Genomic DNA, 25671 nt, shown 5'->3' with positions numbered 1-25671 from the left:
GGCCGGGGTGGACGTGGTGCTGCCGGTCGCCGCCGGGGTGGCGCTCGTCGTGTTCGCCGTGCGGATGGCTCGCGAACCGCGTCGGTTGAGCAACGCCGTCTGGCTCGGGGTGGCGCTGCTGCTGACCGCGTTGTGGCTGTTGCGCACGGCACTGCACCTGGAGTGGCTGACGCCGGTGCTGCTGGGCCTGCTCGGTGTCGTGGCCGTGCTCGTCGCCCTGGTGCTGCCGGCCGCGCTGATCGTGAACGGCGTGCGGATGTGGCGGCGGGAAGGGCGCAGCGCCGGGAACCTGCTTTCGCTCGGGCTCGGCGTCGGGCTGGTCACGCTGGAAGCGCTGGCGTTCGCGCCGCTCGGCCGGTGGGGTTCGGCCGTCGTGGCCGTCGCCGCCGTGCTGGCCGGCTACTTCGGGTTCCTCTTCCTCTCGCTGCTGGTCTACTCCGTGGTCTACAGCCGGCTCGGCCGGCGCGGCGGCTTCGACGCGATCATCGTGCTCGGCTGTGGCCTGGACGGCGACCGCGTGCCGCCGCTGCTCGCGGGACGGCTCGAGCGCGCGATCCGGCTCCACGACCGGGAGCCGACTCCGCCGCTGCTGGTCGTTTCCGGCGGGTGCGGGCCCGGCGAGTCGGTCAGCGAAGCCGAGGCGATGCACGCCTACCTGCGCGAACGCGGCGTGCCGGACGACCGGATCCGGCGTGAGGACCAGGCCCGCACGACCGAGGAGAACCTCCGCCTCTCGGCCGCGCTCCTGCCTGCCGACGCGCGGCGCGTGGTGGCCGTGACCAGCAACTACCACGTCTTCCGGACGGCGGTGGAGTGCCGGCGGCTCGGCCTGCCCTTCCACGCGACGGGCTCGCCGACGGCCCGGTACTTCCTGCCGAGCGCCCTGTTGCGCGAGTTCGCGGCGCTGATCCTGCACTACCGCCGGACGACGATCGCGGCGTGCCTGGTCGTCGCCGGTGCCGGTCTCGTCTTGGCGATCTTCGCTCAGCCCTGACGCAGGACCGAGCAAGCGTGGGCGACGCCGTCCTCGGCGCGCAGCCGTGCGCCGACGTACTGCGCGCCGCGCCGGAAGAGCGGGTTCTCCGTCAGCTCGCGCAGGCGTGCGGTCAGCGTGCCGGCGTCGAGGTGCGCGAGCGGCAGCGGTTTCGGGCCGGCGCTCAGCCGCGACACGCGTTCGCCCCAGTAGGGCTGGTCGGAGAAGACCGGGCAGACCAGCGCGGGCACGCCGGCCCGCAGCCCGGCCGCGGTGGTCCCGGCGCCGCCGTGGTGGACGACGGCGGCGGTGCGCGGGAACAGCCACGCGTGCGGGACGTCGGCGACGGTCAGCAGGTCGTCGGTGTCCGGGCCGTCGGCGGCGAGCAGGCCCCGCAGCCCGGCGCGGCGCAGCGCTTCCCGGACGACGGCGAAGGTCGCCTCCGCTTCGGCCGGTCGCATGCTGCCGAAGCCGACGTAGACCGGCGGCGGTCCCGCGGCGAGGAAGTCGCGCAGCCGCGGGTCCGGGCGCCAGGGCCCGGGGTCGAGGAACCAGTACCCGGTGACGTGCGCGCGGTCCGGCCAGTCGGGCGGCCGCGGGACGACGGCCGCGGAGAAGCCGCACAGCACCGTCGACCGGCGGCGCGGCCCGCGGCGGCCGGCCGCGGGCAGGCCGAGGGTTTCGGCGCGCCAGCGGTCGATGCCGGGCCGCAGGACGTGCCAGGCGAGCGCGTCGACGGCGGTGAAGCTGAGGTGCCGTCCCCAGGGGCCGAGCCGCGCGGCCGCGGGCAGCAGCGGGTGCGCGAAGGCCCGCGTCGGCAGGCTGGGCTGGTAGTGCAGTTCGACGTCGGGGACGCCGAGGTGGGCACCCAGGTGCGCGCCGAGGAAGCCGAGGGTCGGGGCGAGCACGAGGCCGGCTCCGGCGGCGCCGGCGTGGACGTCGGCGAGCAGCCGGTCGAGCACCGGCCGGAGGACGGCCCGCAGCCCGGAGAGGAAGGTGCGCCGGCGCCCGCCGGTCCACGCCCGCCCGGCGGCCGACCCGAGCACGGCGGCGGGGTCGGCGGAGAGCGGCGCGAAGGCGAGGCCGTGGGCTTCGACGAGTGCGCGGAAGGCGGGAGCGGCGAGGACCCGGACGCGATCGCCATCGGCGGCAAGGCCACGCCCGAGGGCGACGCAGGGTTGGACATCGCCGCGCGAACCGGGCGCGACGATCACGACCAGGCGGCTCACCGGTGGGCTCCGGCGCGTGCGCGGTGAGGTGGCAGAGCAGGCGACGGCGCGGACCGGACGGCCGCGGCGGTCCACCACGCGCTCACCGCTTCGCCGCCGCGACCCAGCACACCCAGCGAACCCGGCCACCCGCACCGCGCAGCCGCGGCGAATCCGCACCGCCCGCTCACCGCTTCGCCGCCGTCAACCGGTAGCGCAGCCGGAACGGGAGGCTCGCCAGGACCGCCGCCAGGCGGGCGTCCCGGCCCACCAGGTACCTCGGTGCCGGGTGGCGGGCCGTCAGTGCGCGGACCACCGTCTCCGCCGCCTTGCGTGGGGGCACTCCCGTTCGGGCCGAACGGGCCGCGCTGTGCTCGGCCGCCGACAGCTGGGCGCCGTACCTCTCCAGGGCCGCCGGGGACAAGCTCGCGCGGACCTCCTCCGCCGCCGCCCGGGCTCGGGGCCAGATCGGCGTCGCCACCGCTCCCGGCTCGACCAGGACCACGCGGATGCCCTCCGGGGCCAGCTCCGCGCGCAAGCTGTCCGTCAAACCCACCAGCGCGAACTTCGACGTGTGGTACGGCCCGACCATCGGCCCCGCTATGCGACCGCCGATCGAGCCGATCGTCACCACTCGCGCGAACTCAGCGCGTCGCAGCGCCGGCAGCAGTGCGCGCGTCACCGCCAGCTGACCCGTCACGTTCACCTCCAGCTGCTCCCGGAACGCGTCCAGGGGCACGTGCTCCAACGGCCCCGGCCGCGCCAGGCCCGCGTTGTTCACCAGGCCCCGCACCGGTCCCGCCGCCGCCACGCGCTGCCCGCAGCGCTCGATCGATTCCACGTCGCGCAGGTCCATCCGCAGCACCGTGACCGCGTCGCCGTACGCGCGCGAGAGTTCCGCTTCATCGCCATCCGTGCGGACGCTCGCCCACACGTGGGCGCCCCGGCGGACCAGCTCCGCCACGCAGGCGCGGCCGATCCCGCCCGCCGCGCCGGTGACCACATAGGACGGTTTCACGACGCCAGCACCCGCAGCATCCGGGGCCACGTCCGGTGCAGCTGCTCCTGCCAGTACGCCCACTGGTGCGTGCCCGGACCGTAGAGGTCCGCCGTCACCGGGACGCCGAGGGCACGCAGCCGCCCGGCCATCGCGGTGCTCTGGGCACCGCACAGGAACTCCAGCAGCATCGCGCCGGGCAGCACGTCGATCGGGAGCTTGGCGTCCAGCGGGCCCGGCAGCCCGTTGCCCGCCGAAAGATACAGCTCGGTGCCGCGCAGGCGATCGGCGTTCACCAGCGGGTCGTGCGCTTCCCAGCGCGCGGCTTCCCGGCGCCGGTCGCCCCACAGGGCTTCCGGGTCGAGGCGGGCCGACGCGACGATCGCGCTCGTCAGCAGCTCGCCGGTGGGACCCGCCGGGTTGAGATTGCCGCTGAAGGAGGCGGCGTAGCGGAACACGCCCGGCCGCCGCGCGGCGAGCTCGAACGCGCCGTACCCGCCGAGGGACAGGCCGGCCACCGCGCGCCTGCCGTTCCCGCCGTAGCCGCGGTCGATCAGCTGCGGGAGCTCGACGGCCGTGAAGGTCTCCCACTGGTTGAGCGCGAGGTCCTTGCCGTAGTTCCACCAGTCGCTGAAGAAGCCCGCCGAGCCGGCGCCGGGCATCACGACCAGGACGCCGGCGTCGTCGGCGAGGCGCCGGACGTCGGTGTTCGCGCTCCAGCCGCGGTAGTCCTGCAGCCGGGTCTCCCCCGCCAGCAGGTAGACCGCCGGCCAGCGCCGGCCGGCCCAGTTCTCCGGCAGGATCAGCCGGACCATCGCGTAGGCCCCGACACCCGCCGAGCGCACGGTCAGGTCGAGCACCCGTCCGTCACCGTCCACAATGGTCTGGGCGACGACGTGCGAGCCGTCGTCGGCACGGACGTCCGGGACACCGGCGGCGGCGAGGGCGGGTGCGCCGGGCAGCGCGCACACCGCGGCCGTCACAGCCGCGAACCACCTCACGAAAGGGCGCATGTGTTTCCTTTCCCGGTCGTCTCCAGGTGCGGCCAAGCTAAAGGAAAAACGTCCAGGAGAGCAATTGTCCTGCCCACGATGTGGGCGGACAATGTGAATGACAGGAAAACAAACTCCCCCACAAGGGTGAGGCGGCGATCGCTCAGGGTGACCGATCTCGGACGGCCGTGCCACAACCCGCCGCCGAACTCGTCAGTAACCTGCGATTCGGCAGCTCACCCGCTGTACACGACGATGTTTACGCCATCTTGAGGTGCTTCCGGTAACCGATTTCCCGGCGTAGCCTCTGCCGTGCCGCCGGGTTCGGGCGTCACTCGACGCGTTCCCGGCGAAGGGTTCCAGCGCAGGGGCCGCACCTCCGTCGAGAATGCTCCCGGAAGGGTTCTTCATGGCTGCCCGAATTCGCTTTCCCCCGCTCCTCATGGTCGCCGCGGCCGCGGTCGCCGGCATTTCGCCCGCGAAACCGGCCGACGCGGTCCCCGTTTCCCGCCCGCCCGCCGCACCACCCGCCGTGCCCCCGGCCGCGCTGCTGCCGACCGAGGCGATCCCCGGCCGTCCCGCGACCCGCGCCGTGTTCGACGTCGCCACCGCACTGTCCACTTCGGACCGCAGTGACGACGCGGGCGAGTGCGCCGACGTCGTCCGCGGCCGGCTGCTGCGCCCCGGCGCGGTCAGCGGCCAGGGCTTCCAGACGGCGGTCCCCGGCGGGCAGCTGTCGGAGCTCGTCGCCCGCACCCCGGACCCACCCGACCTCACCGCCTGGGCCGCGCAGGCGCGCCGCTGCGCCCGCGTCACCGTCGACGACCAGGACGTCCCCACGGTGTCGGCCACGACCGTCGGCACCCCGCCCGCCGTCCCCGGCGCGGAAACCCTGTCCTACCAGCAGGTCCTGACCCTGCCCGGGCAGCCCGCCGGGCTGCCCGGCCTGCGCCTGCGCACCGTCGCCATCGCCGCCGGCGGCGTGCTGGTCCTGCTCCGCGACGCCGGAGCCACCGACCTCGACCTCGACGCCCTGGCCGTCGCCGCGTGGCAGCACGCGGCTCCGCGGCTGGGCCGGTGACCCCCCGCAAGGAGAACCCCATGTCCCAGGAAACCTTCCCGGCGGTGGGCGGCGACACCCTGACCGCGTGCCTGCGCCACTGGGCCGCGACCACCCCGGACGCGCCCGCCCTGACCTTCGCCGACTTCGCCGGCGATCCCGCCGGCCGGCGGCGCACGCTGACCTGGCGGCAGCTGGCCGAGCGCGTCGACGCCGCCGCGGGCGCGCTCGCGGTGGCACCGGGCGACCGGGTCGCCGTGCTCTGCCCGCAGGGCCCGGACTACGTCGCCGGGTTCCTCGCCGCGATCACCGCGGGCGCGATCGCGGTGCCGCTGTTCGAGCCCGGCCTGCCGGGCCACTCGGGACGGCTCGCCGCGGTCCTCGCCGACTGCACGCCGTCGGCCGTCGTCACCACCGCGGCGGCCAAGCCGGACGTCGAGGAGTTCGCCGGCCCCGGCATCGCCGTCGTCGCGGTGGACCGGCCGGAACCGGCGCGATCCCGGCCGGCGCCCGCCGTGGCAGCGGACGACGTCGCGTACCTGCAGTACACCTCCGGCTCGACCCGCAGCCCGGCCGGCGTGGTGCTGACCCACGCGAACGTGCTCGCCAACGTCGGCCAGGCCGTGCGCGGCCTCGGCCTCGACCCGGCCGCGGCCACCACGGTCTCGTGGCTGCCGCTGTTCCACGACATGGGGCTCGTCCTCGGCCTGATCACGCCGCTGGCCCTAGGCCTGCGGTCGGTCCTGATGGACCCGCTGGCGTTCGTCGAGCGGCCGGTGCGCTGGCTGGAACTGCTCGGCGACCACGCGGGCAGCTGGAGCGCCGCCCCGAACTTCGCCTTCCACTACTGCGCGAGCCGGATCCGCGAGGCCGACCGCGCCCGGCTGCGGCTCGGCCGCGTCGCCGCGATCGTCAACGGCGCCGAACCGATCACCCCGGACGTCCTCGACCGCTTCCACACGGCCTTCGCCGCCGCCGGCTACCGGCCGGAGCTGACGCGCCCGGCGTACGGGCTGGCCGAGGCCACCGTCTTCGTCACCACCGGCCCCGCCGCGGTCCCGCGTGTCACGACGTTCGACCGCGACGCCCTCGCCACGGGCACCGCGCGGCCCGCCGCCGATGGCGTCCGGCTCGTCGCGTGCGGCGCCCCGGCCGGGCAGCTCGTCGCGCTCGTCGACCCGGACACCGCGGCCGTGCTGCCCGACGGCGCGGTCGGCGAGATCTGGGTGCACGGGCCCAACGTCGGCGCCGGGTACTGGCGGAAACCCCTGGAGAGCACCGAAACCTTCGGCGCCCGGCTGCCCGGCAGCCTGCCCGAAGGGCCGTGGCTGCGCACCGGCGACCTCGGCGTCCGCCACGACGGCGAGCTCTACATCGCGGGCCGGATCAAGGACCTGATCATCGTCGACGGGCGCAACCACTACCCGCAGGACGTCGAAGCGACCGCCGCGTCGGCCGATCCCGGGATCCGCCCCGGCAGCGTCGCCGCCTTCGCCGTGGCGGGCACCGACACCGAAGCCGTCGTCGTGGTCGCCGAGCACCGCGGCCACCCGGACCTGGCCGAACCCGCGCTCACCGCGACGATCCGGCGGCTGGTCTCCGACGCGCACGGGCTCGCGCTGCGGGACGTCCTGCTCGTGCCGCCCGGGCGGGTGCCACGGACGTCCAGCGGCAAGATCGCGCGCGGCGCCTGCCGCGACCGCTACCTCGCCGGCGACTACGGAAAGGCACTGGCGCGATGACCGACACCCTGCGCCGCTGGCTCGTGGACACGATCGCCGAGCACACCGGCTTCACCCCCGAACCCGACCACCCGCTCGGCGACTACGGCCTGTCCTCCCGCCAGGCCGTCGGCATCGCCGCCGACCTCGAGGAACGGCTCGGCAGGCGGCTGCCGGCGACGCTGCTGTGGGAAAGCCCGACCATCGACCACCTCGTCCGCACCCTCACCGGCGCCGACGAGCCCGAGGCCCGGCCGGGCACGGATCGCCGCCGGACCGACCCGATCGCCGTCGTCGGCCTCGGCTGCCGGTTTCCCGGCGCCGACGGGCCCGACGAGTTCTGGGACCTGCTGCGGACCGGGCGGGACGCCGTCCGGACCGCGCCGCCGGGCCGCTGGAGCGCCGAGGCCGCCCCGGTGGTCGGCGGGTTCCTCGACGACGTCGCCGGGTTCGACGCCGAGCACTTCGGCATCACCCCGCGCGAGGCGGCGACGATGGACCCGCAGCAGCGGATGCTCCTGGAGGTCACGTGGGCGGCGCTGGAGCACGCCGGCATCGCGCCGGTGTCGCTGCGCGGCAGCCGGACCGGCGTGTTCACCGGGATCGCGACCCACGACTACGGCCACCTCACGATGACCGGCGGCGCGCCGGACCTGTGGACGGCCACCGGCGCGGCGGGCAGCATCGCGGCCAACCGGCTGTCGTACGTCTACGACCTGCGCGGGCCGAGCATGGCGGTGGACACGGCGTGCTCGTCTTCGCTCGTCGCGGTGCACCACGCGGTGCGCGCCCTGCGCGAGGGCGACGCGGACCTGGCGCTGGCGGCCGGGGTCAACCTGATGCTGCTGCCGGGTCCGACGGCGGCGTTCGCGGCGGCGGGCCTGCTCGCCGGCGACGGCCGCTGCAAGACGTTCTCCGCGGCGGCGGACGGCATCGCGCGCGCGGAGGGTTGCGGCGTCGTGGTCCTCAAGCGGCTGGCGGACGCCGAGTGCGACGGCGACCGCGTGCTCGCGGTGATCCGCTCGTCGGCGGTCAACTCCGACGGGAGGTCGAACGGCCTGGCCGCGCCGAACCCGGTGGCACAGCAGGCCATGCTGCGGGACGCGTACCGGAGCCTCGATCCGTCCACTGTGGATTACGTGGAGGCGCACGGAACGGGGACCTTGCTCGGCGACCCGATCGAGGCCCGCGCGCTCGGCACGGTCCTGGGCACGGGCCGCCGGCCGGACGCGCCCCTGCTGATCGGCTCGGTGAAGACGAACATCGCCCACGCGGAAGCGGCGGCGGGTATCGCGGGGGTGATCAAGGTGGTGTTGTCGCTGCAGCACGGTGAGCTGCCGCCGCAGCTGCACTTCGCGGCCCCGAACCCGCACATCCCGTTCGGCGAGCTGGGGTTGCGGGTGGTCACGGAGCCGACACCGTGGCCGCGGCACGGCGGGCGCGCGGTCGCGGGGGTGTCGGCCTTCGGGTTCGGCGGGACCAACGCGCACGTGGTGCTGGAGGAGGCAGCGCCGCCGGGGGTGGATGGGCACCCGCGCGCCACGGTGGACGGCAAGGCGAGGAACGGCAGCGGGCAGCCGCTCGGCAACCCGGCCCAACCCGCGGCGCGGCCGGGTGGCGGTCCCGTCCGAGGCGATGGCCGACCGCCAGGTGCCGGTTCCCCCGCCGGGGTCCGGATCGGCCTGCTCTCCGCGCGCACCCACGACCGCCTCACCGAGCGGGCCGCCCAGCTCGCCGCGTGGCTCGACTCCCCCGCCGGGCGCCGCAGCTCGCTGGCCGATGTCACCCACACCCTCTTCCGGCGCGACAACCACGGCCCGCACCGTGCCGCGCTCGTCGCCGGAGACCACCGGGAACTCGCCACCCTGCTGCGGGCCGTCGCCGAACGGGCCGATCCGTTGCCCGCCGGTGCCCTCGCCGGTTCCGTCGTCGGTGGGGACGGGCCCGTCTTCGTCTTCTCCGGGCACGGGTCGCAGTGGGCCGGGATGGGGCGTCACCTGCTCGCCGCCGAACCCGCCTTCGCCGCCCAGGTCGACAAGCTCGGCGATCCCTTCGCCGAACACGGTGGACGGTCCTTGCGCTCGCTGCTCGGCGACGCCGCTCCCGGCAGCCTCGCCGACACGCAGCTGGCGATCTTCGGCACCCAAGTCGCGCTCGCCGCGTGGTGGGAGGCGCTCGGCGTCCGGCCCGCCGCCGTCCTCGGGCACTCGCTCGGGTCGGCCGCCGCCGCCTTCACCAGTGGGGTGCTGACCGCCGACGAGGCCGTCCACCTCGTCGCCGCCCGCGCCCGGCTGCTCGACACGGCCTGCGAAGGCGGTGCGATGGCCGCCGTGGAACTCACTCCGGACGAACTCGGCCGCCATCCCGGGGTCGAGCTCGCCGTCGATTCCGCGCCCGGGCAAATCACCGTCGCCGGGGCCGCCGACGTGCTCGATCGGCTCGTCGCGGAGGTGACCGCCGCCGGGCGGGCCGCGCGGCGGCTGCCCGTCGGGGTCGCCGGGCATTCGGCCGCCGTCGAGCCCGTCCTCGGCGCCCTGCGTGACGCGCTCGCCGAGCTCGGCGGACGGCGGCCGCTGGTGCCCTGGTACGACACCGTGCTCACCGACCCGCGCGAACTGCCCGGCTTCGACGCCGGGTACTGGGCCGCGCACCTGCGCCGGCCGGTGCGGTTCCGGCAGGCCGTCGCCGCGGCGGCCGCGGACGGGCACCGCCTCTTCGTCGAGGTGTCGCCGCACCCGATCCTGCGGGGCTCGCTCGCCCGGACGCTCGAAGCCGCCGGGATCACCGACGCCGTGGTGACCGGCACCCTGCGCCGCGGCCAGGACGAGGTCCGGACGTTCGCCGCGGCCGCCGCCACGCTGTACTGCGCGGGCACCCGCATCACCCTCGCCGCCCCGGACGACGACGCCCGCGTCACCGACGTGCCGCCGATGCCCTGGCGCCACGAGCGGCACTGGTACACGGACGCGGCACCGAGCACCACCACCGTCAAGCCCGCGCCGAGCCGGCCCCACACCGGCAAGACGCTCACCGGCATCGTCGCCGCGATCATGGGGCTCTCCCCCGACCGCCTCGACCCCGACGTCCCGCTCGTCGAACTCGGGCTCGACTCCCTGATGGCGAACCGGATCCGCGATGCCGTCCGCCGGGAACTCGGCAGCGAACCCGACCCCGCCGCCGTCCTCCGCGGGGCCACCCTCGCCGACCTCAACCGCGATCTCGCCCCACGCGGCGACGAACCGCCGGCCCGCGGCCGCGCTTGGGACGCCGCCGACCGGCTCGTCCAGCGGCTCTGGCGGCAGCACACCGGCACCGAAGCGGGCCCGCGGACCCGCCTCACCGCCGCCGGCGAACCACACCACCTCGCGCGGCTGCTCGCCGCCGGGCTCACCGCCGAGCTCGACACCCCCGTCGAGCCGGCCGACCTGCTCCGGCACGACTCCCTCGCCGCCGTCGCCGACGTCGCGCGGGCCCTGCTCGACACGCGCGAAGAACGCGGGCCCGTGCACGTCCTCAAGCCGGGCGACGCCGGGACGACGCCACTGCTGCTGTTCCACCCCGGCGGCAGCACCTGCACCGTCTACCGGCCGCTGCTGGACCGGCTGCCCGCCGGCGTGCCCTGCGCCGGCTTCGAACGCGTGCCCGGCGCCGCCATCGAAGAACGCGTCGAACGCCTCCTGCCGCTGGTCCGCGCCCGGCAGCCGCACGGGCCCTACCGCCTGGCCGGCTGGTCGTTCGGCGGCGCGCTCGCCTACGGCGTCGCCACCCGGCTCGCCGACGCGGGCGAACCGGTCGAGCTCGTCGCGCTGATCGACACCATGCTGCCGCTGCCCGACCCGGACCTCGACCCGCGCGCGTCGTCGGCCCGGCGGTTCCTGCGCTTCACCGGCTACGTCGAAGGCACCTACGGCCGGGCCGTCCGGCTCGGCCACGACGAACTCGCGCCGCTGCCCGAAGAAGAGCAGATCGCGCTCACCATGCGGCGCGTCGCCGAAGCGGGCTTGCTGAGCCCCGGCGTGCTGCGCCACCAGCACCAGTCCTTTCTGGACACCCTGGCCGCGGAACGCGGGACACCGCGGCCCTACGGCGGCCGCGTGGTGCTGTACCGGGCGACCGAGCCGTACGCCGCCGGCCTGGCGATGGAACCGCGCTACTCCCGCACCGACCTCGCGGCCGGCTGGGCCGAGCTGTGCCCGCGGCTGGAGATCGTCCCGGTGGCCGCGCACCACCTGTCGGTCGTCGACCCGCCGCACGTCGACGTCGTCGCGCGGCACCTGGCCGACCTGCTGTGGCCGTGACGCGGGCACGGGTCCGGGCGTGGCCGCTGCTCGCCGTGCTCGGCGCCGGCCTCTTCCTGGTCGCGGTGGACGCGACCGTGCTGCACGTGGCGCTGCCCGACCTCGTCCGGCAGCTGCGGCCGGGCGCGGCCGCCCAGGTGTGGATCGTGGCGGTCTACCCGCTCACCGCGGCGCCGCTGCTCCTGCCGTGCGGCACGCTCGGCGACCGCTTCGGGCGGCGGCGGGTGCTCGTCGCCGGATACGCGGTCTTCGGTGCGGCGTCGCTCGGCTGCGCGCTCGCCCCCGATGTCCCGGCCCTGCTCGCCGCCCGCGCGGCGCTCGGCGTCGGCGGCGCGATGATCATGCCGGTGACGATGGCGCTGCTGCGGGAGCTGTTCCCCGACCGGCACGAGCGGCGCACGGCGATCGCGGTGTGCGGCGGCGTCGCCGGGACCGGCTCGGTGTTCGGGCCGGTCCTCGGCGGGCTGCTCGTGGAAGCGTGGGGCTGGCGGGCGACGTTCCTGGTCAACCCGCCGGTGATCCTGGCCGCGGTGGGGGCGGCGCTGCGGTGGCTGCCGCGGAGCCCGCCCGGCCGGGAGCCGTGGGACGCCCTCAGCGCCGTGCTCGCGGCGGGCGGCGTGCTCGGGATCGCCTTCGCCGCCGGGCCGTCGGGGGGCGGCTTCGGCGCGGGGGCGGCCGGGTGCGTCCTGCTCGCGTTGTTCGTACGCCGCCAGCGGCGGGCGCGGACTCCCCTGCTGGACCTGGCCCTGTTCCGGCGGCCGGGCGTGCCGGCCGCGGTCGGCGGGGTGCTGCTGGTGATGAGCACGCTGGTCGGGCTCGGCCTGCTGCTCGCCCAGTACCTCCAGGTGGTGCTCGGCCTCTCCCCGGCCGCCGCGGCGGCGCGGCTGCTGCTCGTGCTCGGCGCGTCGGCGGTCGGCAGCGTGGTCGCCCCGGCACTGCTGGCCCGGTTCGGCAACGCCCGGGTCCGCACGGCCGGGTTCGCGCTGGCGGCGGCGTCGCTCGGCATCCCGGCGGCGGGCGGCCTGGCCTCGCCGTGGTGGCTGGGCGGCGCGCTGACCGGCGCCGGCCTGGGCATGGCCCTCGCGCTGACGTCGAGCACGGACACGCTGCTGTCGGCCGCCCCGGCCGGCCGGGCAGGCGGGGCGGCCGCGGTCGAGAAGACCGGGTACGAGCTGGGCGCGGGGCTGGGCACGACGGCGTTCGGCTCGCTGGCGGCCGCGGTCTACGCGGCGCGCCTGGTCATCCCGGCCGGCGTCCCGGACGCGGCGGCGCGGCTGGCCGCCGCCGGGCCGGCGCAGGCGGAAGCGGCGGCCCACGGCCTGACGGCGGCCGCCGAACTGCTCACGGCGGCCCGGGCCGCCTGCACCGCGAGCGTCCAGCTGGCCGCGGCTGTCGCTTGTGGACTGTTCGCGCTCGCGGCTCTTTTCTCGACGTGGAGCCGGAACGGCGCTTCAACGACCGCTGTATAGGTCGTTATACGATTACTTGTCGTAGGACGTCCAGCCGCCCTGCCCCTCGGCCGCCTCGACGTCGGCGTCGGCGGACGCGGCGTGCGTCATGGCCGCGACCGTGCGCTCGAGGCCCTGCTGGACCTCGTCGCCGTCGGCTTCGCGGACGCTGTGCAGCGTCACCGTGATCTGCGAAGCCGCCGGGCCGTCGTCGCGGATGCGCAGCTCGCCGTGGTAGTCGTCGGGGCCCTCCGCACCCCACTTCAGCGATCGCGTCGCCGGGTCGGTGCGCAGCCACGCCTCCCCCGCGACGCGCTCGCCGTGCACCTCGGCCTCGACGTGGACGCTGTCGCCGCCCTTGGGTTCGGCGACCTTCATCTCCGGGAAGTAGCGCGGCAGGTTCTCGGGGTGGCTCAGGAACGCGAACAACTCGTCCGCGGGGACGTCGGCGGTCGCGGTGTGGCGGTACTCGGTCATCGGCTCGTTCCTCCTCGCCGGTCGGGTCGCCGGCGATTACCCGCCGGTACCCCGGCCAACCTCCGCGAAGGTGCATTAAACGGGCGCGCACGGGGCACCCGGAAAGCATGACGGCCACCGAACCCGAGACCCGGGTGCCCAGGCGGGGCCCCGCGCCCGTGCAGGGCATGGGCATGCTGATCGGCCTGCTCTTCCTCGTCCTCGCCGCACTGGAGCTGATGGCCGGGGTCCCGGCCGGCGGCGGGCCGCGCGAGCTGTTCGGCGTGGTCGCCGTGTCCGGGGTGTGGACGGTGGTGCACCTGCTGACCGGCGCCGCCGCGGTGTTCTGCACCCGCTCCCCGCGCTGGGCCGCCCGGTTCCTGGTCGTCGCCGGTGCCTGCTACGCCGTGGTGGGCCTGGCCGGGCTGCTCCCGCTGCCGCGCGCGATCACCGACGCGCTGCCGCTGAACACCGCGGGGGTCTGCCTCGACCTGGCGCTCGGCACCGGGATGCTCATCCTCGGCGCGGGCTGGCTGCCGCGCCGGCCGGAACGGCGCCGCTGAGCGGGTCGTCGCCCGGCCGCGGGAACCGGACCAGCACCGCGGTGACGAGCAGCGCGAGCGCGAACAGGACGTAGCCGTTGCCGGTGAGCTGCTGCGGGAACGACCAGTGCCGCTCCACCTCGCCGCCGCGCGGCCACCACCACTGCGGCCCCGCCACGAAGAGCACCGCACCGGCTCCCGCCAGGACCGCCCACCGGCGGCGCCGCGTGCGGCGGGCCAGCTCCGCCCAGCCGAGCAGGACGACCACCGCCCAGACCCAGTGGTGGGTCCAGGAGATCGGCGAGACCAGCAGCCCGCCGAGCGCGTTCAGGCCGAGGGCGATGGTCCGCTCCCCCGCGGCAAGCGCCCGCCGCACACCCAGCGCCGTCAGCACGAGCACCACCGCGACCAGCGGCAGCCACCACGCCGTGCGGGCCTCCGGCGGCACCCCGGCCTTGGCCAGCAGCCCGAGCAGCGACTGGTTGCCGGCGTAGGTCGGCTCGCCGACGCGGCCGGTGTCCCACAGCGCGCCCGTCCAGTACCGCACCGAATCCGCGCCGGCGAGCAGGAAGCCCAGCGCGGTCGCGGCCAGGAACGTCACCACCGCGGTCACCGCGGCCCGGCCGTCCCGGCGGAGCAGGAAGTACAGCAGGAAGACGGCCGGGGTCAGCTTCACGGCGGCGGCGAGGCCGATCAGCAGGCCCCGCGGCCACCGCGGCGTGTCCACCAGGACGTCCAGCACGACGAGTGCCAGCAGCAGCAGGTCGATCTGGCCGGCGTACAGCGTGCGCAGCACCGGCTCCAGCACCTCGGCGGCGAGCAGCAGCACCGCCACCCGCCGCCAGTCGCACCGCGCGCCGAGCGCACGCAGCACCGTCACCAGAACCACCGCCAGCACCCCGAGGGTGAGCAGGGTGAGCGCGAGGCAGGCGGCCCAGTACGGCAGCAGCGCCAGCGGGGCCAGCACGATCGCCGCGAACGGCGGGTAGGTGAAGAGCAGGAGCTGGCCGTCGCCGGTGGGCGGCAGCGTGCCGTACAACGCCTGGCCGTGCAGCAGCGCACCGGCACCGAGCCGGTAGACGTCGAGGTCGACGCGGTAGGCCGGGAACCGCCAGCGGCCGCCGTTGTACGACACGAGCACCGCCGCCAGCACGAGCAGCTGCGCGCCGAGCAGTACGTACTTGTTCCCCAGCCAGCCCCGCACCCCTGTTCCCCCTCCGGTCACCCCCCGCATTCTGTCGGGTCCCGGCCCGGGCACCATCCGGGTATCCCCCGGACCGCCCCGGGGAAAACCGGTTGCCGCCCGTGCCACCCTGGGCGGATGGGGACACCGGAGGGCTTCGCCTACCGCGACGAGCGCGGCACCGTGACGATCACGCACCACGGGCGTCCCGCCGGCACGCTGCGCGGGACCGCCGCCGCCCGGTTCCTGGCCGCGGTGGCGCGGGGTGACGACCAGCAGCTGCTGATGGCCCGCGTGACCGGCAACTACCGGCACGGCAACGAACGCCGGGCGCGGGAGCACCCCCGCAACCGCGGACGCTGACTTTCCTGGCCGTTCGGGTCAAGCGGCACAGCCGGATGGGCTAGCATCCCGATCCGTGCCGATCTCGTCGAAAATTCACGCCAATCCCAACACCGGTTTCGCGTGGCTGAGAATGATCGGCGCGATCACGGTCATCGTCGACCACAGCATGCCGCTGCTGCACCCGCAGCGGCTGACGATCTTCCCCGCGTCCTGGCACATGTCGCCGGGCTACATCGCGCTGATGGGCTTCTTCGCGATGAGCGGCTACCAGATCCAGGACAGCTGGGCGCGCGACCCGTCGTGGTGGCGCTTCTCCGCGCGACGGCTGCTGCGGATCATGCCGCCGCTGGTCGTGGTGCTGCTGGTGACGGTGTTCGTGATCGGCCCGCTGGTGACGACGTGGCCCGCGCACGACTACTGGACGCACATCCAGACCTGGCGCTACCTGGTCGGCACGACCGTGCTGTTCTACATGCAGCACGACCTGCCCGGGGTGTTCGCGAACAACCCGTACCCGTTCTCGGTGAACGGTGCGATCTGGACGCTGCCGATGGAGTTGCTCGGTTACGGGCTGGTGCTGGTGGCCGGCCTGGTCGTGCTGATCGGCGTGCCGCGCTGGTTTCTCTTCCTCGTCCTCGGCGGCATGGTCTACACCGACAGCGTGCTGCGGGCGACGTTCGAGTACCACGGCGCGGGCGGCTCGCTGCTGGTCGTCCCGATCGGGTCGACGGTGTCGTTCCTGGTGCCCTTCGTCATCGGGGTGGTCCTGCACGCCTACCGCGACCGGATCCCGCTGAAGCCGTGGGTGGCGCTCGTCCTCTTCGGCGCCTACCTCGGGCTGAGCCAGACGCCGGCGAGCCGGTACGCGCTGGCGCTCAGCGCGGCGTACGGCGCGATCACGCTCGCGACGCACTGGCCGCGGAAGCTGGAGGCCGCCGCCCCGTACGTCTACGGCAGCTACGGCACCTACATCTGGGGCTTCCCGATCCAGCAGCTGCTCATCCTCGCCGGGATCCGGCAGGTGTGGCTGCTGATCCTGCTGGCCGTGCCCGCCGCGTACGTCGTGGGGCAGCTGTCGTGGAACTACGTCGAAAAGCCGACGCAGCGGCTGCGCCGGCACCTGCGGCCGCCCGCGCCGGTCCGCCGCCCGGTGGCCGCGCCGCCGCAGCTGCCCGCCACCGCGGCCGCCCCGCTGCGGAGATCTTGAGGCCGGGGCGCCGGGTTGGGCATGCTGGCGCCGTGACCTACGACGTGCAGAGCATCCGGGCGCACTTCCCCGCCCTCGACGGCGGCGCCGCCCACTTCGACGGACCGGGCGGCTCGCAGGTCCCCGACGTGGTCGGGCAAGCGGTGGCCGAGACGCTCTGCGCGGCGATCGCGAACCGCGGCGTCGTCACGGCGGCCGAGCGGCGGGCGAGCACGGTCGTCGCCGAAGCGCGCGAAGCCGCCGCCGACCTGCTGGCCGCCGACCCGGCCGGCGTCGTCTTCGGCCGCAGCATGACGCAGCTGACCTACGACTTCTCCCGCACGCTGGCCCAGAAGTGGGGCCCCGGCGACGAAGTCGTCGTGACCCGGCTCGACCACGACGCCAACATCCGCCCGTGGGTCCAGGCCGCGGCGGCGGCCGGCGCCGCCGTGCGCTGGGCCGACTTCGACCCGGCCACGGGCGAGCTCGCGCCGATCGCCGGGCTGCTGTCGGACCGGACCCGCCTGGTCGCGGTCACGGCGGCGTCGAACCTGCTGGGCACCCGCCCGGACATCCCGGCGCTCGCGGCGCAGGTCCACGACGCGGGCGCGCTGCTGTACGTCGACGGCGTCCACCTGACCCCGCACGCGGCGGTCGACGTCCCGGCGCTCGGGGCCGACTTCTTCGCGTGCTCGCCGTACAAGTTCCTGGGACCGCACCTCGGGCTGGTGGCGGCGGCACCGGCGTTGCTCGAGACGTTGCACCCGGACAAGCTGCTGCCGTCGACGAACGCGGTCCCGGAGCGGTTCGAGCTGGGCACGCTGCCGTACGAACTGCTGGCGGGCACGACCGCGGCGATCGGCTTCCTCGCCGAGCTGGTGCCGGGCACGGGTTCGCGCCGATCGCGGCTGCTGACGTCGATGGCGGGGCTGGAGGCGCACGAGAGCGCGCTGCTGGCCCGGCTCGACGCGGGACTGGCGGCTTTGCCGGGAGTCACCCGGTACGGGAGGCCGGAACGGCATCGGACACCGACGGTGCTGTTCTCGGTGGACGGAGTTTCTTCGCGGGCGGTGTACGAGCATCTCGGGGCGCTGGGGGTCAACGCGCCGGCGGGGAACTTCTACGCGCTCGAGTGTTCTCGGCGGCTGGGGTTGGGTGACACCGGGGCGGTCCGGGCGGGCATCGCGCCGTACACGACGGAGGAGGACGTCGATCGGCTGCTGGCCGGGGTGGAGTCGCTCCCCCGCGGCTGAGCGTTCCCACCCGGAGTGGACCGGGCCGGGTGGCGGGCGGGAAGTGCTCCCGGCCCGCCACCCTCGATCTCACGGCACCGGCGCGAACCCCGCCGGGCGGGCGGTGAACGTGCCCCGGCCCTGCGTGCGGCCGCGCAGCCGGTTCGCGTAGCCGAACAGCTCCGCCACCGGCACCGTCGCCGTCACCACCGCCGTGCCCGTGCGCACCGCCGAAGCGGCCACCCGGCCCCGGCGGGCCGCGAGGTCGCCGAGCACGCCGCCGACCGCGTCGGCCGGGACCGTCACCACCACCTCGGCCACCGGCTCGAGCAGGCGCAGCACGCACGCGCGCAGCGCTGTCCGCAGCCCGAGCAGGCCCGCCGTGCGAAACGCCAGGTCCGACGAGTCCTTCGGGTGCGTCGCCCCGTCGGTCAGCGTCACGCGCAGGCCCGTCACCGGGTGCCCGCCCAGCGGTCCTTCGGCCAGCGCGTCCCGGCAGCCGGCCTCGACCGCGCGGACGTACTCGCGCGGTACCCGGCCGCCGACGATCGCCGAGGTGAACTCGAAGCCGTCGGCCGCCGGGGCGACGTCCAGGACCACGTGGGCGAACTGGCCCGCCCCGCCGTCCTGCTTGACGTGGCGGTAGACCTGCCCGGTCACCCCGGCGACCACCGTTTCGCGGTGCGCCACCGACGGACGGCCCACCACGGCGTCGAGGCCGCGGTCCCGCCGCAGCTTCTCCACCGCCACCTCCAGGTGCAGCTCGCCCAGCCCGGACAGCACCGTCTGCCCGGTCTCCGGGTCGACCCGCACGACCAGCGACGGGTCCTCCTCGGCCAGCCGCGCCAGCGCCGACGCGAGCCGGTCACCGTCGCGGCGGGCCTCGACCGCCACGGAGACCACCGGGTCCGCCGTCACCGGCGGCTCCAGCAGCACCGGGTCGCCGGGCGCGCAGAGCGTGGCGCCGACGCGCGCGGCCTTCGGCCCGGCCACCGCGACGATGTCACCGGCCACCGCACTGTCCACTTCGGAGTAACGGTCGGCCTGGACGCGCAGCACGCGCGCGATGCGCTCGGTACGTCCCGCGTCGCTCACCTGGTCTCCCTTCCGCAGCGTTCCGGAGTACACCCGCAGGTACGTCAGCCGTCCCGTCGCCGTCGTGGCGACCTTGAACACCAGCGCGGCCGGCGGCGCCGCCGGGTCGGCGGGCCGGTCGGGCCGCACCGGCGGGACGTCGGCCGGCGACGGCAGGTACGCGACGACGGCGTCGAGCAGCGGCTCGATCCCGCGGTCGCGGTAGGCCGCCCCGCACAGCACGACGAGCCCGTCGCCGCCGAGGGTCAGCTCCCACAACGCCTTCTCCAGCGTCTCCGCCGAAACCGTGCCGGTGGCGCAGAACTCGTCGAGCGCCACCGGGTGCAGCTCGGCGACGGCCTCTTCGAGCACCCGTCGCCGGCGGCGGGCCTCGGCGACGAGGTCGGCCGGGACATCCTGTTCGCGCAGGCGCACCAGGTCGACGACGCCGGTGAAGCCGTCCTCGCGCCCGATCGGCAGCTGCACGACCAGCGGTGCCGGGTGCAGCCGCGCCCGGATCGAGGCGACGGCGGCGTCGAGGTCGGCGCCCGCGCGGTCGAGCTTGTTGACGAACGCGATCCGCGGGACGCCGTGCCGGTCGGCCTGCCGCCACACGGTTTCGCTCTGGGGCTCGACCCCGGCGACGGCGTCGAACACCGCGACGGCGCCGTCGAGCACCCGCAGCGAGCGCTCGACCTCGGCGGTGAAGTCGACGTGGCCGGGCGTGTCGATGAGGGTGAGCCGGTGGCCGGCCCACGTGCAGCTGACGGCCGCGGCGAAGATGGTGATGCCGCGGTCGCGTTCCTGCGGGTCGAAGTCGGTGACGGTCGTGCCGTCGTGCACCTCACCGGTCTTGTGGGTGGCGCCGGCGCGGTGCAGGATCCGTTCGGTGACGGTGGTCTTGCCCGCGTCGACGTGAGCGAGGATGCCCAGGTTGCGGACGGTGGTCAGGGGTCGGGTGCGCACAGCCTTGTCCTTTGTGGACGAAGTGTCAGGACGGCGCGATTCCCCGTGACAGCGGGGTGGGCGTCACGGGGTCCGGTGCGAGCCGCGCGGCAGGCACCGGACACCCGGGGACACCAGGATCACCTCGGACCGCGACCGGGGACCGACGGCGACGCGGTGACGCATGGCCGGCTCCCTTCGTTCGGCGCGGTGGACACGTTCCGGCGAAGACTAGCGGCGGCCGGTCCCGCGGCCAACGCAATTTCCGCGGGGCATCACCCGTGTCCGGAGGGGCATCACGTGTGCGGAAACGGGCATCGGCCGTGTCTGGAAGGGCATCGGCCGTGATGCCCCTCCAGACACGCGTGTGTCCCCTCGGACCACGCGTCATACCCGTTTCGCACACGCCGGGTTACGACGTGAGCTTCGCGGCCACGTTGTACGCCTCCACCAGCAGTTTCGCGTTCGGCACCCGGCGTCGCGGCTCGACGCGGACCGTGCGGGTTTCGCCCGGCAGCAACCAGAAGTAGTTGTCGCCGTAGCGGGTCGGCAACACGCGGTCGGTGCCGTTGCGCTCCCGCAGTGACAGCCGGATCATCGCCGCGACCGTCTGCCCGTCGTTGCGGATCGTCGCCGTGTAGGCATCGCCTGCCGAGCGCAACGCCGTGGTCAGCCGCGCCCCCGGGAGCTGGTTGAGCGCGCGCATCGCGGTGTCCGCGCGGTAGCGCCAGTAGGTGTTCTCCGACAGCACCGTGCCGTCCTCGCCGGTCATGGTCAGCCTGAGCAGGTGCAGGTCCGGCAGGCCGTCGTCGAACGGGACCGCGAACGCGGCCGCCGCCGACACCGGGGCCACGTCGAGCTGCTGCTGCCGGGCGGGGCCGAGCGCCGCCCCGTCCAGGCCGTGCAGCCGGGCGGTGACCGTCACGCCGGTCAGCGCGTCCGGCGTGTGGTTGACCGCCCGCACCTGCCACGTCGTCAGGTCGGCTTGGACGTGCCGGGCTTCGCAGCCCTTGCGCGCGCCGTAGTAGCTGCCGTTGACGTCGAGGTCGTAGTCGTAGGTCTGCCAGACCGTGCTGTGCCAGGCCGGGTGCGACATCCACAGCAGCACGCCGGTGGCGTCGCTCCACAGCTTCGCGTTCCACGCCTCGAAGATCGCGCGCATGCTCTCGTAGTTGACGAACTGCGCCTTGCGGCAGAACTCGGCCAGGCTCGTCGACGGCGCCAGCCGGGCGTCGATCGCGGCCAGGTAGCCCTGCGGCGACTGGTTGCCGTTCGTCGACCAGTCGTGCAGGAACCACGGCGCGCCGATCGGCCAGCCGGGGTCGCCGGCCCCGACCAGGTTCCGCATGCTCTCGGCCACCGATACGGTCGGCAGGCCGATCTCGCTCCAGAACCCGTACTTGCCGCCGGTCGCCTCGCCGGTGAAGTACTGCTTCGGGTCGAGCCAGCGGTAGGGGCCGTCGCCGGTGATCACGCCACCGGCCGAGTTGCCCTGGTAGAGCAGGTCGGTGTGCGTGTGGACGAGGTCGCGCAGGGCGTTGTCGAGCACCGCCGGCGGGGTGCCCTCGTTGCAGCCGAACCAGACGGTCGCGCACGCGTGGTGCCGGTAGCGCAGCACCGTGTCCTTCGCCTGCGCCAGGAAGATGTCGTGGTTGGCCGGGTCGGTCGACCAGCCGTCCCAGAACTCGTTCCACAGCAGGATGCCGTACTTGTCGCAGGCGTCGAACAGCTCCGCCCGGTACGACGACCCGACCCAGTTGCGGATCAGGGTGAAGTTCATGTCGCGGTGCATCGCGACGACGGCGTCGACCCGCTCGGCGGGCATCCGGCGCAGCAGCTCGTCCCAGCCCCAGCTGCCGCCGCGGGCGAAGATCTTGACGCCGTTGACGAGGAACGTCAGCGGCTTCGGGCTGTTGTCGACGGACGCGACCTCGGTCCAGGTCTCGCCGTCCTGCGACACCTGGATCGCGAAGGTCGCCGCGTAGGCGGTCTCCCAGGTCAGCACCACGCGGTCGAACGCCGTCGCGGCGCCGAGGTCGACCTGCAGCCACTGGTTGTCGCTGTACTCGGACGTCCAGCGGGTGTTCGGGTCGCCGTCGAAGGCCCGCTCGGGCGGGTTGCCGTCGGCCACCGACAACGAACTGGCCGGCTTGCCCTGGGCCAGGTCGGGGCCCGAACCGTTCAGCACGGACATCGTCCAGAGCGAGAAGCCCCAGCCGGTGGCGCGCTTGAGCCCCTGCATCCGGACGAACCGGGCGTTCTGCGGCGCGAATTCGACGGTCTGGGTGGCGCGGCCGTCGGCGATGACGATCGGCAGGTCGTAGACGTAGCCGATTTCGCGCAGGCCGATCTTCACGGTCCGGCGGTCGCTCGTGGCGGCGCCGATCGCCGCGGTCAGCGTCAGGTCGTACAGGTTCGGGTCGCCGTAGCCGTTGGGCCACCACAGCTTCGCGTTCTCGATCCGCTGCTTCGGGAACACGACGTCGGTGGTCTGCCCGGCCGGGATCGCCACCGTGCTCGCCACGGTGACCGGGCCGAAGGCGGCGGTGACCTTGACGCGCTGGTCGGTGGCGGCGGCGTTGCGCACGGGGACGGTCAGCGTGACTTCGGCGGTCTTGCCGTCGGGCACCTTCGTGTCGACGCGGACGTCGCCGAGCACCGCGGCGCCGGTGGAGCGCAGGCGGACGTGGTCCCACAGGCCGGACGCGCGGTCGCGCACCGCGGGCATCCAGTCCCAGCCGGACACGGCGAGGTAGGTCGGCGAGTTGTCGAACATCGTGCCACCCGCGTCGACCCAGGAACTGCCGTCTGCGCCCTTGTCGCCGGGGCTGCCGGGCCGCGGCATCGGCGAGATCTTCACCGCGAGCGTCTGCTCGCCGGTGCGGCGGAGCGCGGCGGTCACGTCGTGCACGCCTCGGCCGAACGGGTGACTCTGCGTGCCGATTTCCGTGCCGTTGAGCCAGATCTCGGCCTCGTGGTTGACGCCGTCGAACTCGAGCCAGACGTGCCGGCCCGCGGACGTGTCGATGCCGCGCGGGAGGGCGAAGCGACGGTGGTACCACCACGCGTGGCGCGAAAGCGCTTCCGGGACGTGCAGGTTGTTCATCCCGGCCACCGGATCGGGTAGCTGCCCCTGCTCGACGAGCGAAGCCAGCACGGTGCCCGGCACGGTCGCCGGGAGCCAGCCGCGCGTGTCGACAGTGGACGCGGAGAGCGCCTTGCCGTCGCCGGCGGGCGCCCAGTCGTCCATGGTGAGGACCCAGCCGGAGTCCAGCGGCACGGTCCCGTCGGCCGCGACGGCGAGGGCGGGCGGGTCGTCGTGCGGGCGCACCGGGAAGCTCGTCCAGCCGCGGACGGCGGGCCGGGCTTCGCGGCTGGTGCCGAACACCTGGAAGCCGTTGAGGCCCAAGGGGTTGGTCGTCGAGCGGCGGCTCGCGGTGAAGCGCACCCAGCGCGCGGTGACGGACAGCGGGATGGTGACGACGCCGCCGGTGCCGTCGTCGGTGTGGAAGACCGTGCGCCAGGCCCTGCCGTCGCCGGAGACGTCGAGATCGAACGCCGTCGCGTAGCTGGACTGGATCTCGAAACCGCTGGTCCGGGAGCGGGAGGCGGTGTCGTCGAAGGCCGGGTCGCCGGGCTGGGCCTCGAAGGTGAGCACCACCGACTCCAGGGCGCACGCGGCCTGCAGGTCGACGACGATCCACTGGCCGTCGCCCTGGCCGGCGCGCCAGCCGGAGCCGCGGACGCCGGTGCGGGCGAGGCCGTCGACGGCGAACTCGGCCGGGGTGGCGGCGTAGTCCGTCGAGGACACCCGCACCGGCCGGAACAGCGCGAGGTCGGTCTTCCCGCTCTCCGGCCCGGCCGACGCGCCCGGCACAACCGGCGCGGCCGACGCGGTTCCGGGCAGGACCGCGGCGAGGCCGAACCCCGCCAGCAATCCGGTCCCGGCCGCCAGGACGTACCGTCGCGACACCGCCGCGCGCTCGTTCTCCTCCGCCATGCGAACTCCGTTCTCGAAGCGGCAGCCCGGGGCCCGGCGCAGGACCTGGCGGGGTGTCGCGCCGTGGGCTGACAACGTTGCCAGGAAGCTTCCGCCGCGGTCCTCGACACCGTCAAGAAGACAAGGAGGACAAGAATTCGGATAAATGACATCGATGTCTGCGGACCGAGCCGGAGTGTCCCGCTGATCGGGACATGATTGGCTTGCAACGAGTCGGCAGCGATCTGGGACGACGCGCTGGCGTCAGGCCCCGGCGTGCTCCACCGCCAGCTCCACCGCCGAGGCCATGTCGTTCACCCAGCGGAAGCCCCGGTCACCGAGGTGTTCCCAGCCGGGGCCCGCCGTTCCCACCGCGCAGCCCAGCCCGCCGAGGCGCGCCGCCAGGAGGTCGTCGGCGGTCGTCGGGGCGTTGGCCCACAGCACGACCAGGACCGGGTCGAGGCGCGCGGCCAGGTCCGCCACTGTTTCCGCGGGTACGAGCTGGCCGAGGTAGGCCACCGGGACCGCCGCTTCGGCGAGCGTCGCCCGCAGCGCCTCGATCGGCAGGGAATGCCGCTCGGCGGGACAGCAGGCCAGCAGCACCGGGCGGCCCGGCACGGCCGCCGGGAACCGGCGGCTGAACCGCTCGAACGCCAGCGAGATCTCCGACGTCAACGCCCATTCCGACGCGAAGCACACGTCGCCGCGCTGCCAGCGGTCGCCGAGGCCGCGCAGCACCGGCGCCAGGACGTCGGTCCAGGCGGCGGCCGGGCCCAGCGTGCCCAGCGTCTCGTCGAGCAGCCCGGCCACCGAGGCGTACTGGAGCTCCTCCGCGGCATCTTCGAGCTCGCGCGCGCGGCGGGCCGCCGGCACCTCGAGCCCCGCGGGCGAGCGGCCGAACGCCGCCTCGGCCGCTTCCCGCACCGGCATCCCCCGCGCGACGAGCCGCTGCATGTGCTGCAGGCGGCGGACGTCCTCGTCGGAATAGCGGCGGTGCCGTCCCGACGCGGCGGGCGGGCCGATCCCGTACCGCGCGCTCCAGCTGCGCAGCGTCACCGGCGACACACCGAGCAGCCCGGCCACCTTCCCGGGCGCCCACGCCCCGGCGCCGGGCGGCGCGTCGTTGTCGGATTCCACCGTGCCCCTTCGCCTCGCGGACCGCGAACCGCCGAAGTTTAGCCAGGCACCGGCCGGCCGCTCGGCGAAGACACGCAGGCGGGCGCGGGGACGCGGCGGCGGGGCGATGGCCTGCCGCGTCCCCTCCGGCGCCGCCCGGCGCCGGCGATCCGGCCCGCGCGGCCGGATGGCACCGGCCGCGCGGTGTGGCATCCGCGGCGGCCGGCGACGTACCGGGAAACTCCACGCTATACCGCCGTGCAGCGCTTGCGCATCGGCTTCCCTCGGATGCCGCAGCGGCACCCACCGCTCGGACGCGTGATTTCGCGGCACCATGGGTACCACCGTCTAGGCGTCCGAGGAGGAGAACCCGATGACCGACCACACCACGCCCGTCCTCGTCACCACGACCGAGGCCGGCATCGTGATCGTCCGCTGCGCAAGCGAGCTCGATCTGCACGGCACGCCCAGCCTGCGGGACGCGCTGCTCGGTCCCATCCGCGCCGGCGCGCGTGGGGTCGTCGTGGACCTCACCGAGACGACCTTCTGCGACTCGACCGTCTTCAGCGTGCTGGTCGAGGCCTCGCGTGCCGCCGCAGCGCAGAACGTGCCGTACGCCATCGCCGCGGGCGAGACAGCGGTCGCCCGGCCGCTGCAGATTCTCGGCCTGGACCGGCTGCTGCCACTGCACCCCGGCCTCGACGCGGCCCAGGCGGCCGTCGCCCACCGACCGGCCGTGCCTGTCGCCGATGCCGGTGAGGCGCAGTCCTGTTCGCCGGCTTGACGGTGATCGCAGCCGGCGCTGATCATCGCCGCGCCGGACGGTGCCGGCCCCGGCGGGCACCGCGATCACCCGGGCAGTGACGGAAAACTCGCGGAATTCCCCTGTCCGCCAGACTGCGCCGCGGGCCGGTGA

Annotated in this window: 18 protein-coding genes; 10 read left to right on the top strand and 8 right to left on the bottom strand. The window is 74.9% G+C overall.

Going from position 1 to position 25671, the window contains the following annotated elements:
* Nucleotides 1-64 precede the first annotated feature (64 nt).
* Nucleotides 65-994: a YdcF family protein gene (locus I4Q55_RS10065; protein ID WP_242545708.1), complete on the top strand. Its 930-nt coding sequence runs from the start codon at nucleotides 65-67 to the stop codon at nucleotides 992-994.
* Here the strand turns inward: I4Q55_RS10065 and I4Q55_RS10060 are convergent.
* From I4Q55_RS10060 to I4Q55_RS10050, 3 genes are all read right to left on the bottom strand, one after another.
* On the bottom strand, nucleotides 985-2202 hold the full coding sequence (locus I4Q55_RS10060; RefSeq protein ID WP_206786082.1) for a glycosyltransferase: 1218 nt from the start codon (nucleotides 2200-2202) through the stop codon (nucleotides 985-987). The genes I4Q55_RS10065 and I4Q55_RS10060 overlap by 10 nt on opposite strands.
* Before the next feature lie 166 nt (nucleotides 2203-2368).
* Nucleotides 2369-3199 (bottom strand): SDR family NAD(P)-dependent oxidoreductase, encoded by an 831-nt coding sequence (locus I4Q55_RS10055; RefSeq protein WP_206786079.1) that lies wholly within the window; start codon nucleotides 3197-3199, stop codon nucleotides 2369-2371.
* Entirely contained in the window at nucleotides 3196-4191 is a 996-nt protein-coding gene (locus tag I4Q55_RS10050; RefSeq protein ID WP_242545629.1) for an alpha/beta hydrolase family protein, read from the bottom strand. Before I4Q55_RS10050 ends, I4Q55_RS10055 begins: the two co-directional genes overlap by 4 nt.
* A 388-nt stretch (nucleotides 4192-4579) precedes the next feature.
* Here I4Q55_RS10050 and I4Q55_RS10045 point away from each other — a divergent pair, with 388 nt between their 5' ends.
* The 4 genes from I4Q55_RS10045 to I4Q55_RS10030 are packed head-to-tail and all read left to right on the top strand — an operon-like array spanning nucleotide 4580 to nucleotide 12718.
* Entirely contained in the window at nucleotides 4580-5251 is a 672-nt protein-coding gene (locus tag I4Q55_RS10045) for a hypothetical protein (protein ID WP_206786070.1), read from the top strand.
* A 20-nt stretch (nucleotides 5252-5271) separates the two neighbouring features.
* On the top strand, nucleotides 5272-6972 hold the full coding sequence (locus I4Q55_RS10040; protein WP_206786069.1) for a fatty acyl-AMP ligase: 1701 nt from the start codon (nucleotides 5272-5274) through the stop codon (nucleotides 6970-6972).
* The gene (locus tag I4Q55_RS10035) at nucleotides 6969-11249 is read left to right on the top strand and encodes a type I polyketide synthase (protein WP_206786067.1); all 4281 of its coding nucleotides are present in this window, start codon (nucleotides 6969-6971) and stop codon (nucleotides 11247-11249) included. The genes I4Q55_RS10040 and I4Q55_RS10035 overlap by 4 nt, the downstream gene beginning before the upstream one ends.
* The gene (locus I4Q55_RS10030) at nucleotides 11246-12718 is read left to right on the top strand and encodes an MFS transporter (RefSeq protein ID WP_206786065.1); all 1473 of its coding nucleotides are present in this window, start codon (nucleotides 11246-11248) and stop codon (nucleotides 12716-12718) included. Before I4Q55_RS10035 ends, I4Q55_RS10030 begins: the two co-directional genes overlap by 4 nt.
* 12 nt (nucleotides 12719-12730) lie before the next feature.
* Here the strand turns inward: I4Q55_RS10030 and I4Q55_RS10025 are convergent, their stop codons facing one another.
* Nucleotides 12731-13174, bottom strand: coding sequence for an SRPBCC family protein (locus I4Q55_RS10025; protein ID WP_206786063.1), 444 nt, complete (start codon nucleotides 13172-13174; stop codon nucleotides 12731-12733).
* Between the two features lie 107 nt (nucleotides 13175-13281).
* Between I4Q55_RS10025 and I4Q55_RS10020 the strand changes: the two genes are divergently transcribed.
* Nucleotides 13282-13716 (top strand): DUF4383 domain-containing protein, encoded by a 435-nt coding sequence (locus I4Q55_RS10020; protein WP_242545628.1) that lies wholly within the window; start codon nucleotides 13282-13284, stop codon nucleotides 13714-13716.
* Here the strand turns inward: I4Q55_RS10020 and I4Q55_RS10015 are convergent.
* On the bottom strand, nucleotides 13667-14920 hold the full coding sequence (locus tag I4Q55_RS10015; RefSeq protein ID WP_307793167.1) for a glycosyltransferase 87 family protein: 1254 nt from the start codon (nucleotides 14918-14920) through the stop codon (nucleotides 13667-13669). The two genes, I4Q55_RS10020 and I4Q55_RS10015, sit on opposite strands and share 50 nt — an antisense overlap.
* Before the next feature lie 96 nt (nucleotides 14921-15016).
* Between I4Q55_RS10015 and I4Q55_RS10010 the strand changes: the two genes are divergently transcribed.
* From I4Q55_RS10010 to I4Q55_RS10000, 3 genes are read left to right on the top strand one after another with little or no spacing between them, the layout of a single operon-like run.
* Nucleotides 15017-15241 carry a hypothetical protein gene (locus I4Q55_RS10010; RefSeq protein ID WP_206786061.1) on the top strand — a complete coding sequence of 75 codons (225 nt, stop codon included), beginning with the start codon at nucleotides 15017-15019 and terminating at the stop codon, nucleotides 15239-15241.
* A gap of 55 nt (nucleotides 15242-15296) precedes the next feature.
* Complete coding sequence (locus I4Q55_RS10005; protein ID WP_307793165.1) at nucleotides 15297-16430, top strand: acyltransferase; 1134 nt, start codon at nucleotides 15297-15299, stop codon at nucleotides 16428-16430.
* Between the two features lie 32 nt (nucleotides 16431-16462).
* The gene (locus tag I4Q55_RS10000; protein ID WP_206786057.1) at nucleotides 16463-17662 is read left to right on the top strand and encodes a cysteine desulfurase-like protein; all 1200 of its coding nucleotides are present in this window, start codon (nucleotides 16463-16465) and stop codon (nucleotides 17660-17662) included.
* 69 nt (nucleotides 17663-17731) lie between these two features.
* Here the strand turns inward: I4Q55_RS10000 and fusA are convergent, their stop codons facing one another.
* The 3 genes from fusA to I4Q55_RS09985 form a co-directional block, all read right to left on the bottom strand.
* Nucleotides 17732-19681: an elongation factor G gene (gene fusA, locus I4Q55_RS09995; RefSeq protein ID WP_206786055.1), complete on the bottom strand. Its 1950-nt coding sequence runs from the start codon at nucleotides 19679-19681 to the stop codon at nucleotides 17732-17734.
* 391 nt (nucleotides 19682-20072) lie between these two features.
* Nucleotides 20073-23660, bottom strand: coding sequence for a discoidin domain-containing protein (locus I4Q55_RS09990; RefSeq protein ID WP_206786053.1), 3588 nt, complete (start codon nucleotides 23658-23660; stop codon nucleotides 20073-20075).
* A gap of 243 nt (nucleotides 23661-23903) precedes the next feature.
* A complete protein-coding gene (locus I4Q55_RS09985; protein WP_206786043.1) occupies nucleotides 23904-24776 on the bottom strand; it encodes a MerR family transcriptional regulator in 873 nt (290 codons plus the stop codon).
* Between the two features lie 352 nt (nucleotides 24777-25128).
* On the opposite strand from I4Q55_RS09985, the gene I4Q55_RS09980 reads away from it, so the two are divergent.
* Nucleotides 25129-25539: an STAS domain-containing protein gene (locus I4Q55_RS09980; RefSeq protein WP_206786041.1), complete on the top strand. Its 411-nt coding sequence runs from the start codon at nucleotides 25129-25131 to the stop codon at nucleotides 25537-25539.
* The last annotated feature ends 132 nt before the right edge of the window (nucleotides 25540-25671 follow it).

Origin of the sequence: Amycolatopsis sp. MtRt-6, assembly GCF_017308975.1 — a bacterium.
Taxonomy (GTDB): Bacteria; Actinomycetota; Actinomycetes; order Mycobacteriales; family Pseudonocardiaceae; genus Amycolatopsis.
The sequence above is the reverse complement of the archived record's forward strand: the minus strand, read 5'-3'. Positions and strand labels throughout refer to the sequence as shown.

What these genes read in the sequence shown, in the direction of transcription:
- I4Q55_RS10040 (WP_206786069.1), top strand. Translation starts at nt 5,272, where the DNA reads ATGTCCCAGGAAACCTTCCCGGCGGTGGGCGGCGACACCCTGACCGCG.
- I4Q55_RS10065 (WP_242545708.1), top strand. Translation starts at nt 65, where the DNA reads ATGGCTCGCGAACCGCGTCGGTTGAGCAACGCCGTCTGGCTCGGGGTG.
- I4Q55_RS10035 (WP_206786067.1), top strand. Translation starts at nt 6,969, where the DNA reads ATGACCGACACCCTGCGCCGCTGGCTCGTGGACACGATCGCCGAGCAC.
- I4Q55_RS10050 (WP_242545629.1), bottom strand. Translation starts at nt 4,191, where the DNA reads ATGCGCCCTTTCGTGAGGTGGTTCGCGGCTGTGACGGCCGCGGTGTGC.
- I4Q55_RS10010 (WP_206786061.1), top strand. Translation starts at nt 15,017, where the DNA reads ATGGGGACACCGGAGGGCTTCGCCTACCGCGACGAGCGCGGCACCGTG.
- I4Q55_RS10025 (WP_206786063.1), bottom strand. Translation starts at nt 13,174, where the DNA reads ATGACCGAGTACCGCCACACCGCGACCGCCGACGTCCCCGCGGACGAG.
- I4Q55_RS10045 (WP_206786070.1), top strand. Translation starts at nt 4,580, where the DNA reads ATGGCTGCCCGAATTCGCTTTCCCCCGCTCCTCATGGTCGCCGCGGCC.
- I4Q55_RS10020 (WP_242545628.1), top strand. Translation starts at nt 13,282, where the DNA reads ATGACGGCCACCGAACCCGAGACCCGGGTGCCCAGGCGGGGCCCCGCG.
- I4Q55_RS09990 (WP_206786053.1), bottom strand. Translation starts at nt 23,660, where the DNA reads ATGGCGGAGGAGAACGAGCGCGCGGCGGTGTCGCGACGGTACGTCCTG.
- I4Q55_RS09980 (WP_206786041.1), top strand. Translation starts at nt 25,129, where the DNA reads ATGACCGACCACACCACGCCCGTCCTCGTCACCACGACCGAGGCCGGC.